This is a genomic window from Hydrogenophaga sp. 2FB, from assembly GCF_005503365.1.
In the GTDB taxonomy this organism is placed as follows: domain Bacteria; phylum Pseudomonadota; class Gammaproteobacteria; order Burkholderiales; family Burkholderiaceae_C; genus Hydrogenophaga.
Map to the genome: position 1 here is coordinate 1 of NZ_SCML01000089.1, position 15,096 is coordinate 15,096.

At 64.7% G+C, this 15,096-nt stretch carries 12 protein-coding genes and 2 pseudogenes; 4 read left to right on the plus strand and 10 right to left on the minus strand.

Annotation, left to right across the window (positions count from 1 at the left end; translation table 11 throughout):
• Positions 1-60: 60 nt before the first annotated feature.
• The 8 genes and pseudogenes from FFS09_RS29315 to FFS09_RS31325 form a co-directional block, all read right to left on the minus strand.
• On the minus strand, positions 61-939 hold the full coding sequence (locus FFS09_RS29315) for a LysR family transcriptional regulator (RefSeq protein WP_137922432.1): 879 nt from the start codon (positions 937-939) through the stop codon (positions 61-63).
• Positions 940-968: 29 nt separating this feature from the next.
• Positions 969-1,958: a Bug family tripartite tricarboxylate transporter substrate binding protein gene (locus tag FFS09_RS29320; RefSeq protein ID WP_171020266.1), complete on the minus strand. Its 990-nt coding sequence runs from the start codon at positions 1,956-1,958 to the stop codon at positions 969-971.
• Entirely contained in the window at positions 1,955-2,278 is a 324-nt protein-coding gene (locus tag FFS09_RS29325; RefSeq protein WP_137922434.1) for a DUF4387 family protein, read from the minus strand. Before FFS09_RS29325 ends, FFS09_RS29320 begins: the two co-directional genes overlap by 4 nt.
• The gene (locus tag FFS09_RS29330; RefSeq protein ID WP_137922435.1) at positions 2,275-3,651 is read right to left on the minus strand and encodes an acyclic terpene utilization AtuA family protein; all 1,377 of its coding nucleotides are present in this window, start codon (positions 3,649-3,651) and stop codon (positions 2,275-2,277) included. Before FFS09_RS29330 ends, FFS09_RS29325 begins: the two co-directional genes overlap by 4 nt.
• Entirely contained in the window at positions 3,648-4,685 is a 1,038-nt protein-coding gene (locus FFS09_RS29335) for a phosphoglycerate dehydrogenase (protein ID WP_137922436.1), read from the minus strand. The genes FFS09_RS29330 and FFS09_RS29335 overlap by 4 nt, the downstream gene beginning before the upstream one ends.
• On the minus strand, positions 4,682-6,811 hold the full coding sequence (locus FFS09_RS29340) for a hydantoinase/oxoprolinase family protein (protein ID WP_137922437.1): 2,130 nt from the start codon (positions 6,809-6,811) through the stop codon (positions 4,682-4,684). The genes FFS09_RS29335 and FFS09_RS29340 overlap by 4 nt, the downstream gene beginning before the upstream one ends.
• Positions 6,808-8,490 (minus strand): hydantoinase B/oxoprolinase family protein, encoded by a 1,683-nt coding sequence (locus tag FFS09_RS29345; RefSeq protein ID WP_137922442.1) that lies wholly within the window; start codon positions 8,488-8,490, stop codon positions 6,808-6,810. Before FFS09_RS29345 ends, FFS09_RS29340 begins: the two co-directional genes overlap by 4 nt.
• Before the next feature lie 213 nt (positions 8,491-8,703).
• Positions 8,704-8,952, minus strand: a pseudogene (locus FFS09_RS31325) (IS30 family transposase); the annotation flags it as partial.
• A gap of 192 nt (positions 8,953-9,144) precedes the next feature.
• Between FFS09_RS31325 and FFS09_RS29350 the strand changes: the two are divergent.
• Positions 9,145-9,451: pseudogene (locus FFS09_RS29350) on the plus strand (transposase); the annotation flags it as partial.
• A gap of 410 nt (positions 9,452-9,861) precedes the next feature.
• On the opposite strand, the gene FFS09_RS29355 reads toward FFS09_RS29350, so the two are convergent.
• Positions 9,862-10,884 (minus strand): cyclase family protein, encoded by a 1,023-nt coding sequence (locus tag FFS09_RS29355; protein WP_137922438.1) that lies wholly within the window; start codon positions 10,882-10,884, stop codon positions 9,862-9,864.
• 120 nt (positions 10,885-11,004) lie between these two features.
• The gene (locus tag FFS09_RS29360; protein ID WP_171020267.1) at positions 11,005-12,219 is read right to left on the minus strand and encodes a citrate synthase family protein; all 1,215 of its coding nucleotides are present in this window, start codon (positions 12,217-12,219) and stop codon (positions 11,005-11,007) included.
• Positions 12,220-12,278: 59 nt separating this feature from the next.
• On the opposite strand from FFS09_RS29360, the gene FFS09_RS29365 reads away from it, so the two are divergent.
• Genes FFS09_RS29365 through FFS09_RS29375 form a run of 3 tightly spaced genes read left to right on the plus strand, consistent with a single transcriptional unit; the run spans position 12,279 to position 15,077 of the window.
• Positions 12,279-13,727 (plus strand): acyclic terpene utilization AtuA family protein, encoded by a 1,449-nt coding sequence (locus FFS09_RS29365; RefSeq protein WP_252374565.1) that lies wholly within the window; start codon positions 12,279-12,281, stop codon positions 13,725-13,727.
• Complete coding sequence (locus tag FFS09_RS29370; protein ID WP_137922440.1) at positions 13,714-14,019, plus strand: DUF4387 domain-containing protein; 306 nt, start codon at positions 13,714-13,716, stop codon at positions 14,017-14,019. Before FFS09_RS29365 ends, FFS09_RS29370 begins: the two co-directional genes overlap by 14 nt.
• A gap of 59 nt (positions 14,020-14,078) precedes the next feature.
• Complete coding sequence (locus FFS09_RS29375) at positions 14,079-15,077, plus strand: Bug family tripartite tricarboxylate transporter substrate binding protein (protein WP_137922441.1); 999 nt, start codon at positions 14,079-14,081, stop codon at positions 15,075-15,077.
• The last annotated feature ends 19 nt before the right edge of the window (positions 15,078-15,096 follow it).

The window sequence follows — 15,096 nt, forward strand, 5'->3', positions numbered from 1 at the left end:
TTCGCAGCGTCATGTAGCGCGCCAGTTCATGCCAAAGCCAACTGCCTGCGGTGGCTGTCGTCAGCCAGCGCGGCAGTGGTGAAGAAAGATTCTTGCCGGCGTTGATAGCCCTTCCTCTGAGCGCACACCGATCAGCAGCGATCGCCGCGCCCATGGTTCCGCCAGCGGTACGATTTCGATGGGCATGGACTTCTCGTGGGTCTCCACAACCAGCCGAGGTGCGATGCCAATGCCCAGGTTAGCTGCCACCATGCGACACAGGCCGTCGGTGCTGCGGACGTTGATGCGCAGCCTCAGGTGCGCGCCGCCCTCTGTCGCCACGATCTGGCCAATGGAGCTTTGCGGCTCTAACCCAATGAAATCGAAGGCCGTGATGTCCGAGAACTGCGCCGATGGCTGGCCGGCGAGTGCGTGGCCCGTCGGAACGACTACGCATAGCTCGTCCTCGTGGTAGGCAAAGGTGACCAGGTCCGCACGGGGATTGGGGCCGATGAAAATGCCCATGTCGACTCGACCCTCCATGACCGCATCCACGATCCTCTGGCTGGTCTGTTCGGTAAGGTCGATGACGATATTGGGATGCAGGTCGCCGAAGGTCTTGAGCTCATCTGGTAAAAATTCGGAGACGGCCGAGCTGGTCGCCGCGACGCGCACGTGCCCCTTGATGCCCTTGGAGTAGCCGCTCAAGTCGTTGTGCATCCGGTCGACGCTGAAGATGATCTCTCGCGCATGCTGCAGCAACTCGCGGCCGGCGGGCGTGAGGTTCATGCCGCGCGCATGGCGGTAGAAGAACTGGCTGCCGGTCGCGCGCTCCATGTCGGTGATGCGCTTGCTGATCGCCGCGACGGCGATATTGTTTCGCTCCGCCGCATCCGAGATGCTGCCGGTTTCGGCGACCGCCACGAACAATTTGAGGGTAAGAAACTCGAGTTGCTTCATGGCGGCATCTTCGCCTACTCGGCCCCGGTTCAGGTCGGAGGCTTCAGTCCGATGGTCTTGGCCAGCTTCCCGACCCGATCGAAGTCCTTCGCAAACCAGTCGGTGGCCTGGGCGATCGAGCCGCCAACGATGCGGTGGCCGTCCTCCGCGATCGCGCGCGCGACGTCCGGCATCTTCAACACAGTGTTCATGGCGTTGTTGAGACGCTGCATCACATCGTCCGGGGTGCCCTTGGCAACCACCATCGCCTGCCAGCCTTCCATGCTGTAGTCGGCGAAGCCCGATTCGGCAATGGTCGGTACCTGGGGCAGCAGATCGGAACGCGTCGGCGTTGTGACGGCGAGCGCTCGCAGCTTGCCCGCCTTGAGGAATGGCACGGCCACGTTGGGCGTGAGGAAGCCGCAGTCCAGCTGGCCGCCCAGGAGGTCGGTGGTGAAGGTGTTGTTGCCTTTGTAGGGCACGTGTAGCAAAGATGCGTTCGCCACGACGCTGAGCAGTTCACCGCTGAGGTGGAAAGAACTCCCCACGCCGGGGCTGCCGAATGTCAGGCTCTTGCCGGCAGACCGGGACTTGGCCAGCGCCACGAACTCCGCGAGGGTTCTGGCGGGCACGCTGGGATTGACCACCAGCACGAACGGGCCGCCGACCGTCACCGCCACGGGCACGAAGTCGGCGCGTGGGTCGAACGACAGGTTGTACAGACTGGGGAGCACCGTGTAGTTGCTGGACACGATGCCGACGGTGTAGCCGTCCTTGGGGGCGCGCAGGATCTGCTGTAGGCCGATCACGCCGCCGGACCCGGCCATGTTTTCGACCACGACGGGCTGGCCGAGGATTGATGACAACGGTACCGCCAAGGCCCGCGAAACTTTGTCGACCGACGAGCCGGGCGAGTTCGGCAGGATCAGCTTGATGGGACGGCTCGGGTAGGCCTGGGCTCGCACGACTGGCGCCGCCAGAGCCGCGGCCGCGCCAACCAGCAGCATGCGTCGGAGGGGATTGATGGTGTATGTCTTCATTGTTGTGTCTCCAGTTGTTCTTGCAGCAAATAGGCCCATTGCGCGCCATGCATGTCGCGGTCGGCCAAGGCACCTTGCACCACGGGCCGGGGGAGGCTGATCTTGATGACGTCGAGCGCGTCGATGTGGAAGACTTTGACGCTGTCGGCGTCGGCTCTGAGGAGGGGCCCGATGGCCTCGGGGCGCAGCCGTGGCTCGTCGCACAGACGCTGGAATGTGGGCTTGTCGTCGCAGAAAATGTCGATCGTCAGCCAGAAGGGACCGGCATTCTTGCTCCGAACGGCGTAGGTCGGCGCAGCGGCGGTGTTCGACGGTCTCATTGCAGACCTCCGAAGGTCGTCGAGACAAAACGGAAAGGCGCGAGCGGATCGGTCACCACCATCACGTGGTTCAGCACAAACTCGTAGACGACGCCCCGGTCCATGGAAGAAGGCGACAGCGGGAAGGCATGTGTCGCCGTGACCGGGTCGTCCGGCAGCGGAAAGTGCAGCATCGGTGGGCTGAGCAACTTGATGATTTCCCTAGTGCGGGCGGCCTCTGGCGTGGTGACCACCGCCATCACGCCGATCTCCACCGGCTGGCCCTTGCGGCTCTCCAGGTCGCCCAGTACGGCGTCGCGGCCGATGGCGCGGAACTGTAGGTCGTAGGATTCGGGCGCCAGCTTGAGCTGGGCCTCGATGTTGCCGCGCACCTTGGCCTCGAGCAACGTGAGCCATTCGTCGAAACGCGCGATGTAGTCGGGCGATCGGATGATGCACATGCTCACGCCCTGGAAGCCGGCCGGCGCCGCACCTTCGAGCTTGACGGTGTAGACCTCGTTGGGCGTCCAGGTCGAACCCTCCACCCGCACGTTGCGCTCGTCGATCGCGGCGTAACGCGCGGTTTCGACGTTCAATGCGCCGCCAGGTTCGGTGAGCACATAGGGGTTCGCGTTCTCGTAAAGCATGTGGGCCAACACGGTGCGCGGCGTGGCCTGAGCGCCGCTGGCCAGAGCGTGGATGGTGAAGCCGGTGTCGTCAATGGTCGCCATGACAGCGCCGCTGGCAGGCTTGGTGGTGCAGAAGGCGCCGCACTCCAGGATCTTGCCCGCGTGCCAGGCTGCACCCGCATGAGCTCCGCGCATGATGGGCACGGCCGCCATGAGTGCGGTGTCGGTGGCGCGCCCGGCTAGCACGATGTCCGCGCCTTCGCGCAGGGCGTGGATGATGGGTTCCACACCCATGGCGGCGACGATGTGGGAACAACGGTCGATCAGCGCATCGTCGATCGCCATCCGGGGTGCCAGGTGCGCGATGCGTCCCTCTGCCAGGGCGGTCTTCACGGTCGCTGCAGACTGTTCGCTGTAGATGCACGTCACGCGCACGGTGTGGCCCAGTTCCTCGGCCAGCTCGCGGCAGATGTCGCGCATCAGGTCCACGCCCATGTCGGAGCCGCAGGTGCCGCAGCTGCCCACGATCAGCGGCACGCCCAGCTCGTGGCGCGCCACCATCAGTTGTTCAAGCTCGGCGCGCAGGCTGCCGACGGAACACTTGGCGGTTCCAGATCCGAGGTAGTGTGGCCCCGAGTCGGTAGAGCCGGCATCCACGGCGATCACGTCGGGCTTGAGGCTCACGCCGTGGTCGAAGGGCTGCTGCGGCCGGGCGCCGGTGCCGATGGAGCCAGAAGGCACCAATACTTTGACAGCGTTGCTCATGTCTCTCCTTTGTTGTGCTGATTGGGAAGGGTTCGGCCGTCGGCAACGACGCGCGCGGTGGCGGGTGTGGCGCCACTCAGAACGTCTACGATCGACTGAGCGGCGATGAGGTTGGTGCGATCCAGTCCCTCGACGGTGGACGCACCGGAATGCGGTGTCGCCACCACCTGAGGCAGTGCAATCAATGCGCTCGATACATCGCGGTAGTAGGGGTCGGATTCGCTGACGAATACATCAAGGCCAACGCCTCGCAGGCGGCCCAACTCAAGCGCGGCGAGCAGGGCGCGGTCGTCTACCAGGCCGCCCCGGGCCGTGTTGATGACGATGGCGGAGGGTTTCATTTTTTCGATCGCCGCCGCATTGATGATGAAGCGGGTCTCGGGCGTCAGCGGGGCATGCAGGCTGACGATGTCCGATTCGTGCAGCAAGGTGTCCAGGTCTGTGTAGCGAATTCCATTCGCGCGACCATAGGCTTCGTCGGGCGTGGGGGTGCATACCAGGATGTGCGCCTCGAAACCGCGCAGCCGCTGGACCACGCCACGTCCGATGCGCCCCAGGCCCACGATGCCGACTGTTTTTCGATAGAGGTCCGTGCCCATCGGTATCGACCAGTCGCCGGCACCCAGCCGGGCCTGTCCCTCCCGCAGGCGATGCGCCACGGCCAGCATCAGCGCCAGGGCATGGTCGGCCACGCAGGCGTCGTTGCCGCCGACGGCGATGGTCGCCACCTTGCCGTGTCGGCGCACAGCCTCCACGTCCACGCGTTCGTAGCCCACACCGCGCCGCGCGATCACCTGCAGGCGCGGCAAGACGCGCAGCAGCGAATCCGTCACGTGGGCGTGACCGACGATCCAGCCGTCGGCATCGGCCAGCAGGTCTTGCAGCGCCGTCTCGGGCAGGTCACCGTCGCCCTTGCCCGGAGGCAGTTCGGCAATGATGGTTTCGCAGTGGTGCGCGGCCAGGAATTCGCAGGTCGCCGTGTCGAAGAAGCGCTGGGTCACGACCACCTTGCGCGTGCGTGTCGAGCCGCTCATGCGGAGACCAGTGCCGTGGTTGCCGACGGTACGACCTCCTCGGCGTCGGGGTAGTGGATGTCGACGATCAGGTGGAAGTGTTCGTCCACCGTGAAGCTGCAGTCGGGTCCGAAACTGCAGCTGGACTCCCGCTCCTCGACCACCGCCGGGCCGCGCAGCTGCGTGCCGGGTTTGAGCGCGTAGCGGTCGTACACAGAAGCCATGACGTCGCCGAAGCCGGCGAAGTACACCTTTCGCTCGCCGCGCCTGGCCGGCGTCTCGACGGGCCTGCGGGCGAGGCTGATGCGGGGCTCGGGCAGGCGGGCCGTCAGCCGCCAGTTGATGGCTTCGATGCCGACGTCCTTCACCACGCGGTCGAAGCGCTCGGCATAGGTCTGCATGAAGGCCTGGCGTATGACGCCCAGGTGTTCCGGCCCGAGCGGACCTTGGGGAATGACCACGGTGACCTCAAAGCCCTGGCCCAGGTAGCGCATGTCGACCCCCCAGTGCATGGTGACGTCGGCGGACTTGCCGCCGGTGCCCAGCAGCACGGCCTTGGCAGCGGACGCCATTTCGGCGTACATCGCGTTGACGTGCGCCCAGTCGGCATCCTGTAGCTCGGTCACGTAGCCGCGCACCTCGTCTGCGGCGGGGGCCGCCACCAGGAAGCCAAAGGCGGAGATCACGCCCGCGCCCATGGGCACGATCAAGCGCTTGACCTTGAGCAGCTTGGCCAGACCGTAGGCGTGCACGGGCCCGGCGCCGCCGAAGGCATAGAGGCTGTAATCGCGGGGGTCCTTGCCCTTCTCGGCCAGATGCATGCGGGTGGCGGCAGCCATGCTGTCGTTGACGATCTCCTGAATGCCGCGCGCGGCCGTCGTCTGGTCCACTCCTAGAGGGCCGGCCAGCCGCTCGTCCACCGCGTTGCGCACCTTGTCCAACGACAGTGCCATTTCGCCGCCAAGGAAGAAGGCCGGATCCAGATAGCCCAGAAGCAGGTCCGCATCCGTCACGGTCGGCTCGGTGCCGCCGCGGTTGTAGCAGACAGGTCCGGGTACCGAACTCGCGCTGCGCGGGCCGACCTTCATCAGTCCGATGCCGTCGATGGCGGCGATGGAGCCGCCTCCGGAGCCGATCTCGATCATGTCGATGACCGTCACCTTCAGCGGCAGGCCAGAGCCCTGTTTGAATTTCTGCAGGCGGCCCGCCTCGAAGTCGTGCTTGACGTGCGGCCGGCCTTTTTCGATCAGGCACATCTTGGCCGTCGTGCCGCCGACGTCGAAAGAGATCAACCGGTCCTCGCCCATCTGCCGGGCCGTGAAGGCGGCGGCCATGGCGCCCGCAGCGGGACCGGACTCGATCAGTCGCACGGGGAAGCGCTTGGCGTCTTCGATGGTTGTGATGCCTCCGCTCGACAGCATGATGAACAGGTCGCCGTCGAAGCCAAGGGCGGCCAGGTCCTCCTTCAGGCGATCCAGGTAGCCATGCACCCGGGGCTGCACGTAGGCGTTGACGCAGGCCGTGGTGGTGCGCTCGTACTCGCGAATTTCCGGCGCCACCTCGGCCGACAGACTCACCAGCAGATCGGGATACAGGCCGTGCACGATCGCGCGCGCGCGTTGCTCATGGGCGGGATTCCGGTAGGCATGGAAGAAGGCGATGGCCAGGGCTTCGATCTTGTCGTGCTCGACGAGTCGGGTGACGGCGCGCGCAACCGCGGCCTCGTCGAGCGGCTCGTGCTCGGTGCCGTCCGCCTTGATCCGCCCTCCGATGCCGTGGCGCAGCGGACGCGGCACGATCACGGGCACCTGCTGCAGGAACAGGTCGTTGGTGTCGTAGCGGCTCTCGCGGCCCATCTCCAGCACGTCGCGGAAACCGTCGGTGGACAGCAGGCCGACGCGGGCGCCGGAGCGCTCCAGCACGGTGTTGGTGATCAGCGTGGTGCCGTGCACGATGCTGGCGATCTGGCCGGCCTGCGTGTTCGTTTCGGCCAGCAACCGCTGAACCCCTTCCACGATGGCGCGGCTGGGCGCTTCGGGGGTGGTCAGGCGTTTGCCGGTCTGGATGATGCCGCGGACCTGGTCGTGCAGGACGAAATCGGTGAAGGTGCCGCCGATGTCGACGCCGATGCGGGTGGTCTTCTTCATTGCGCGGCTCCGGTTGCAGCCGCTGCGCCTTCCAGCTGGGGATAGTGATCGAGGGCCGCGTCGCGCGAGATGTAGCCATAGGCGATGTCGCGCTGGATGTCGCCCAGCACTCGTTCCGTTGCGTGCCCGTAGCCGCCACCGCCAGCGAAAGCCAGCGTGACGCTGTCGCCGGGTGCCAGGTCGATGCGGGACTTGAGGTCGAGCGCCTTGCCGTTGGCCAGCGTCACGGCCGTCGGCGCGCCCGGCATTCCCCCCATGATGCCCAGCGCCGGGTGGCGCTGGCGGTCGGCGGATATGGCGACCTGGATCGGATCGGCAGTCACGTTCCGCACTTCGCAGAGCTGCCCCAGGCCACCGCGATGCCGGCCGGCACCGCCGGAGTCGACCCGAAATTCCTTGCGGCGCACCAGCAGGGGCGTGACCGCCTCCAGTGCCTCGATGCTGCCGGCGCCGGAGTTGGTCGGAAATGCGGTCGTGGACAGCCCGTCGGCGCGTGCCGACGCGCCCATGCCGCCGCTAGCGAACAGCGTCTGCGAGAAGCGTGCGTGTTGCTGGAGGCCGCCGCTGAAGCGCACCCGCATGGCCGGCGTGCCGCCGCTGTCCGCGATGACCTGCTCCGGGATCACCTGCGCCAGCGCCTGGTAGATGGCGCAGCACAGCAGATGCCCGGTGAGGTGGCGCGCACCCACCGCGGCCGGGTAGCGGGCATTCATGATGCTGCCTTCGGGCGCCTTCACCTCGATGGCGCGGTAGGAACCTTCGTTGCGGCGGGTCTGTGGATCCAGCACGCATTTGATGGGATACACCGAGTAGGCCTGGGTATAGTTCATCGTGCAGTTGGTGCCTCGGTTGACCTGCGCCGAGCTGCCCGCGTAGTCCACCGTCATCGAGTCGCCCGCGATGGTCACCGTGCAGCGGATGTGCGTCGGGTGGTGCGCGAATCCGTCGGCATCGATGGCCGCCACGTAGCTGCCGTCCGGAATCGCCGCGATGGCGGCGCGCATCGCCGCTTCGGTGCGGTCGTGCACCGTTCTGGACAGGAGGTCGAAGGAGGAGAGCCCGGTGTCGTCGAGGAAATCGATCGCGCGCTTGCGGCAGACCTCGTTGGCGGTGACCTGGGCTTCCAGGTCGCCCAGCACTTGCTCGGGGAGGCGCACGTTGTTGAGGAAGAGTTTGAGCATCGACTCGTTGCGCTTGCCCTCTTGATAGAGATGCATCGGCGGAATACAGATGCCTTCCTCGAACACCTGGTGGTTTCCGGCACCGTGGGTGCCGCCCACATCGGGTGAGTGGGCGGCGCAGCCAGCGAAGCCCACCAGTTCACCCTTGTGGAAGATCGGCGTGACCATCGCGATGTCTGGCAGGTGGCCCGTCGCCAGCCAGGGGTCGTTGGTGATCACACAGTCGCCCTCGCGCCAGCTCTCGGCGGGGAATTGCTGCAAAAAGGCCTTGGTGGTGCGGGGAATGATCCCGGCGAACGCGGGGATGCCGCCGGTACATTCGGCCATTGACTGGCCATGTCGGTTCATCAGCACGGTGGCGAAGTCGTTGGACTCGCGTACCACCGTGGAAAATGCGGTTCGCAGAAGCGTGGTCGCGGCTTCGTCCGCTATCGCCACCAGGCGGCTCCACCAGATCTCCAGCGTGATGGGATCTATCTCTCGTTGCGCTTCGGGCATGTCTCGTCCTTTTTGCTTCGGGCTGTCCACGCCTACGTTCGGTGGCGCGGTAGAAGCAAATGTAGAAAAGGCAGGCGGTGCGTGGTTTAGTTTCGGAAACGAGGAGATTTCGCGTTTCGCGAAAGCTGCTCGGCAATGAAGTTGTGGGCCGACGGATTCGCTCGGCCCTGCAATCGACTGCGCCGCACCTGTCGCCCGCAGCAAATGGAATGACGGCTCGCAGAAGTAGACCTGGATATCGGTGGCCATCGTGGATTTCTTGTGAGCATGCATCCCCGTACCTCTATCCCAGGTCAGTGACCTGTAGAGCTCTTGCGGCAGCTTGTGGGCGTTCTTGATGAGCGCGTTGACGACCGTCTGCGTGTCTTTGCCATCCAGCTTCACCAACATCACGTATCGCGTTTGGCGCTCGACCAACGTAGCGATCTGACTGTTGTCACTGCCAAGGACCAAGTCCCCTTCCTTGGTAGTTCACTTTCGTCTTCATGCTTGGGCCGTAAGTGATGCTAACGGCGACGGGCCCATTGTTTCTGCCGAGAGCTGTCATTCGCCTGCACACAGTTGACGTCTTGAATCAGTCGAGGCTATGTGAAAACGCTTGAATTGGCCGATGCGATCACTTAAGGTGCGGCAACGCGACTTTAGGCGGGCCATATGAAGCGATTCATCGAGGGCGAGGAGCGCAGCCAGGTCACGCTGCTGCCGGAATGCTTGGATGACTACATCGCAGACGACAACCCGGTGCGGGTCGTCGATGTCTTCGTCGATGAGCTGAAATTGCACCAGCTCGGCTTCGACGGTGTGAAGCCCGCAGCAACCGGCCGACCGTCATACCATCCCGCAGTGCTGCTGAAGATCTACATCTACGGCTACTTCAAACAGGTCCGGTCGAGCCGGTGCCTGGAACGCGAAGCTCAACGCAATGTCGAACTGATGTGGCTGACCGACCGCCTGACACCAGCGGCGAGTGATCAAGAACCTTGGCACCGAGACGCTGATCGCGGAGATGAGAGCGTAGGGCGAAACGCCCGCCGTGCCGCCGCGTTTGCGATTGCCACTTCGCTGCCGCCAAGCCGCTGCAATCGCTACCGCGTGTCTGGCCGAGCACCGAAGCTGTTTACACACAGCCTCAGTCTGAAGCAGCCTTCGGTCCGTCAACTACGCTCCATCAATGCACGGCCGCGTCGATTTCGTTGCGCCAGCACGTTGCGTTGAAGGTTTGAATCGTTCACTTGCGGAAGTGCATCAGCGTGTGCCGCCTGCACCTCATTGCCTACTGGCCTCAAAAATGGTGCAAGCATTGACGAATCGACTACTAGTGAGCATCTATGACCTGGTCTTATTTGTTCCTGTCCTTCGATCGTGAAGCTTTTATACGGTGGCCACCGGTGTGACTGGCGACCCCGCGGCACCCGGCAAACGCAGGGGCGGCGCTGTGAGCAGAAAACGATTGCGCCCGTGTTCACGCAACCAATGGTTCAACGGCGACAACAACCACTGTTCGCCCAGCGGGACCCCGAGCTTGAACAGACAGTGCTCGTGGATCGTCGTGCGGGCACCAGGCGTCGGTGGCAGGATCTCGACGGCGCGGTTGTCGGAAATCAGCGCGGCCACGCCAGAGTCGGTGATCCATTGCAGCAACCGCGTATCCGCTCCGTCCAGGCCGGCGCAGCTGTGGTGCAGGCGTTCCGCATCCGGCTTCCGGTTCATCTCCAGGAGGAGTTCGTCGAATCCTGTGCACAGGCACAGCATGTCGCCGCGCTCGACGACCACGCCGTCGGACTCGAAGATGCGCATCAACTGGTCGTAGCCGACACGGCGGTGGTCGCGGCCCACATGACGGAAGAGATCGACCATCACGCCCCTGCCTTGCACGCCGGTAGCCGCAATCGTGTCGATGCCCAGCGGGCCGGCATTCACGCCTTCATAACGTGCCCAGGGTTCGGCACCTTCGCGTGGCGGTGGAGTCACGATGTGTTCTCCGCCGCGCCAACCGTTGTAGTAGACGATCTCGGCCACGCCGTCGCCATCGGCGTCAAACTCTGCCCCTACATGTGCAAGGCTGTCCCACTGTGTTGAGTACTGGGTTGAGAGCAGCACAGCGTCGTCGCAGACCACCGAAGACCGGTCCGCCGTGTGGCGCGTGTGGTTGTGAAAGCAGGTATCGCCGAGCACGGCGCCGAACAGCCGCGGAGGATGCCGGCGTGGATTCGCGATGTTGCCGCCCGGATAGTCCAGGGGCAGGCTCAGGCAGAAGACCAGCCCTTCGCGCGCCTCGGCAAGGCCCTCGCGCACCTTGGCGGGCGTCAGCAGATTCAGCCGCCCGATCTGGTCCATTTCGCCGAACTCGCCCCAATTGGAACCTTCCGGTCGCCGGATCCACCGCTTGCCCATGCCGTCTCCTTGTGTCGTGCGTTCCCCCTGGTTTCCGGAAGCGGAACCAGGGGACGGACGCCAGCATAGGAGCTTCCCGCCTCTGAAGTCAATCTCGATTTATATCATCGATATATTGATTCAAACGGGTAATACTCCGGTGTAGTGGACGCGCCAGCGTGGCAACGGTCGGTCGTTCTGCTGCTCCCAGGCATGGGCAACCCAACCCACGATGCGTGCCAGGCGCACGAGGTTGGCTTGCGCATCGGCGCCGAGGCGTTGGTTCACATACGCCGCCAGGAAGGCGAAATCGGGAGGCTGGCCGGTGAGTTCGCCGGCCAGCGTGACGGCGCGTTCGAAGCGCTCGAAGCGACGGTCGGCCGCCAGCACGGTGCTCAGGGACGACCACAGCGCCACCGCGCGTGGATCTGGCACATCGAAGGGCGAGAAGCCGAAGCCGGGGATGGACTCGCTCTCACGCGCGCGCCTACGCACGGGCTCGGTGGGGTCGTCGGCCTTGTCGATTTCGGTGATGAAGCGCGCGAAGGCGCCTGCGCGCACGGCGGGCAGCCGCTTGCCCGTGGTTGCGGCCAGGCCGCTGACGACGCAGCGGTAGGGCGTGGCGCCGGTGCTGGCGGTGGCACGCACCGCATAGGTGGCGGACTGGAACGCCTGGTCGGCCGCGAGGACGAGGACTCGCCGGACCATGTCCTCCAGTTGTGGACCGCATTGCGTCACCTTGCCGATGTACTGATGCAACGGGCCCTGGGCGGGCTGCGTCTGGCGCAGCATCAAGGCGGCGAACCATCGCAGCACCTCGACACCCGAACGCAGGAAGCCGGGCTTGGACAGGTCGTGTGCACGCGGGTTGGCAGTCTCGGCCGCCGGCAGAAACATCATGGAGCGGTCCAGCGCATTGAAACCGGCGCTAGCCTCCAGCAGTGCCTCGCCATGGGCGGGCATGGACGGTGGGGCTGCTGCGAAAGGGTCGACATCGTGCGCATCCCACAGCAGGCGAGCCACGTCCTCGAGCGAGGCGTGGTTCGCCAGATCCACGGCGCTGATGCCGCGGTAGAACGAGCCGGCTTCGGTCACCAGCGTGATGGAGGACGACGCCGCCAGCCCGGGCGCCGCGTCACGCGAGGCGTCGGTCGCCACGCCCGCCTTGAGCTGCTCCACATCCGAGCGCAGGTAGCGGCTGGTACGGCTGCCACGCGTCTTGTGCGCGCGGATGTTCTTGCGGCTCACGTAGGTGTAGAGCGTGGGCACGCTGACGTTGAGCGCACGCGCCGCCTCCTCTGCGGTCATGTAGATGCTGTCGCTAGACCCCAACTTGGGGGAAGGATGGTCTGCCATGTCTGACTCCTGATCATCTATATATCGACAATTATGATCGAGATTGACTAATATTTGATGTGGATCGACATTTCGTGCCGGGCGATGTGTTTGAACCATTTCAGGAGACCTTGATGCAGGAATGCAGATTTATTGCCGCGAGCGGAATGCTCGGTGTGGGCATCCATGAGGACAGCTTGCGGCAGGCCATGGAGGTGCGACCGCACTTTGTGGCTGCGGATGCCGGCAGCACGGACGCCGGGCCGTTTGCCCTCGGCATGGGTGTGTGTGCCTTTCCGCGCGAGGCGATCCTGCGGGACCTGGTCATCCTGCTGCGCCAGACCTTCCCGGCGAAAGTGCCGCTGCTAATCGGCTCGGTCGGCACTGGCGGGGCCGACGTTCACGTGGACTGGTTCATGGAGATCGTGCGCGAGGTCGCCCGCGCCGAGGGATTGCAACTAAAGGTGGCAGAAATCCGCTCCGAACAGTCCAGGGATTTCCTGGTCGATCAGCTCCGGCAGGGGCGCATCCGTGCGCTCGATCCAGCGCCGCATCTGGACGAAGCGACCCTTCAGCGTAGCGTGCGCATCGTCGGCATGATGGGCGTCGAACCGCTGCAGGCGGCGCTGGACGAAGGTGTAGACCTGATCGTCGCTGGGCGCTGCAGCGATCCCGCGCTTTATGCTGCCATGCCGATCCAGATGGGCCTGCCCGCCGGCCTGGCTTGGCATGTGGGCAAAGCCGTCGAATGCGGCGCCTCCGTCTGCGAGAAGCCAGGGCCCGGTGTGGTCATCGGCACCATTCGCCCGCACGAGGCCCTCATTCAGCCGCTGGGTCCAGGCTTGCGTTGCACCACGCAGTCGGTGGCAGCGCACAGCCTGTACGAAAACGGCGACCCCTTCCTGTTCACCGAGGCCTCCGGCGTGTTGGACATCCAGGAGGCGACCTACGAACAGGTGGATGCTTCCAGTGTGCGCATCCGCGGCAGCCGCTTTGTGCCAGCCGCACAACACACCATCAAGCTCGAAGGCGCGGAACTCGTGGGTCATCAGAGCATTCTGGTCGGTGGCGTGCGCGACCCCTTCATCCTTGCGGAATTCGATACCTGGCTCGGCAAGGTCACCGAGCGTGTGAACGGATCGGTAGAGCGGGTGTTCGGGAAGTCGCTGGAGGCACTAGGTGCACGCATTGACTACCACGTCTACGGCCGCAACGGCGTGATGGGCGCGCTGGAGCCGCGATGCGACACCGTGCCACACGAAGTGGGCATCGTCGTCGAGGCGACCGCACCCGACCAAGCCACCGCCACGGCACTGGCACAACTCACACGCCAGCCTTTGCTGCACCAGCCCACGAGCAAGTGGAAGGGGTCTATTACCGGCTTTGCGTGCCTGCACAACCCGGCCGTCATCGAACGCGGACCGGTCTACACCTTCAACCTCCACCACGTGGTACTGCCGGAAACGCCGCTGTCCATGTTTCGCACCACGATCACCATCTTGCAGGGAGCCGTACATGCGTCTGTCTGATTACGCCGCCATGGTCCGCAGCAAGAATGCCGGGCCGTTCGTGCTGACCTTCGACATCCTGTTCTCGGACGAGGCCAGCTACGAGCGCGTCAAGCGCTCGGGCGCGCTGAATGCCGACATGTTCGCGCGCCTCTACCAGACCGAGTCGGCGAAAGTGCGCTTCTTCGAATGCGATCGGGCACGCGCCTTCAAGTTCAGCATCCCGCATCCCACCACCCAAGGTGCGCTCGGGTGTGCCGACCTGCATGGCGGCCAGCAATTCATCCCGCTGCTGGATGTCGAGATTCCCTGACCGATATATCCGGTCCGTTCGACACCAGCCCTTCTTGCACGATCTTCTGGAGACATTTCATGCGTTGTAAACACCGCCTCGTCGTATCCCTCAGCGTGGCCAGCAGCATGCTGATGGCCGCTTCCCCGTCTTTTGCACAGCTACGCGCTGAAGATCCCGCGGTCTGGCCCACACGGCCGGTCAAGCTTGTGGTGCCAACAGCGCCCGGCCAGGCCTCGGACGCGTTGGCGCGTCTCCTGGCAGACTACTTTTCAAAGGCCTTCGGCAAGTCTTTCGTCGTCGACAACCGCCCAGGTGCCGGTGGCTCGATCGGGCTGGGTGCGGTCGCCGCCGCGGCGCCCGATGGCTACACGCTGGTGATCGGCTCCAGCGGCCCGCTGACGATGTCACCCGCCATCTACCCCAAACTGTCTTTCGATCCAATCAAGGACTTCGAGCCCATTGCCAATATCGCGCTGACGCCTCAGCTGATCGCGGTCTCCAGCAGCGGCCCGTACAAGACCCTGGCGGATCTGACGGCGGCCGCGAAGCAGCGGTATCTGCCTTTCGCTATCCCCTCGCTGGGGTCCACGGCCCATTTCGCTTATGCAGCCTTTACCCGCTCCGCCAAGGTGGAGTTCAACCTGATCCCCTTCAGGGGCAACGCCCAGGGCGCCTCGCAGGTCATGGCGGGGGACGTGGCCGCGATGTACGACACCGTCCCCGGTGCGCTCAGCCTCATCAAAGCCGGAAAACTCCGGGCCATTGCGGTTGCGGGGACCCAGCGGTCTCCATTCCTGCCAGACACGCCGACCTTCGCCGAGCAGGGCGTTGCCGGCGCTGACGTCATCGGCTGGATTGGCCTGGCGGCACCCGCCAAGACGCCATCCCTGATCCTCGACAAGCTGAACGCGCAGGTGCGGTTGTTCCTTGAATCCGCGGCGATTCAAGAGTCGCTGAAAAACATGGCCTTTGTACCGGTCGCGGACAGCAGTCGGTCTGCGTTCGCCAAGACCATCCAGTCTGAAACCTCACGCTGGGCCAAACTCGCGAAGGACGCGAACATTCGCGCAGAATGACCGCCATCGCCACCCATGG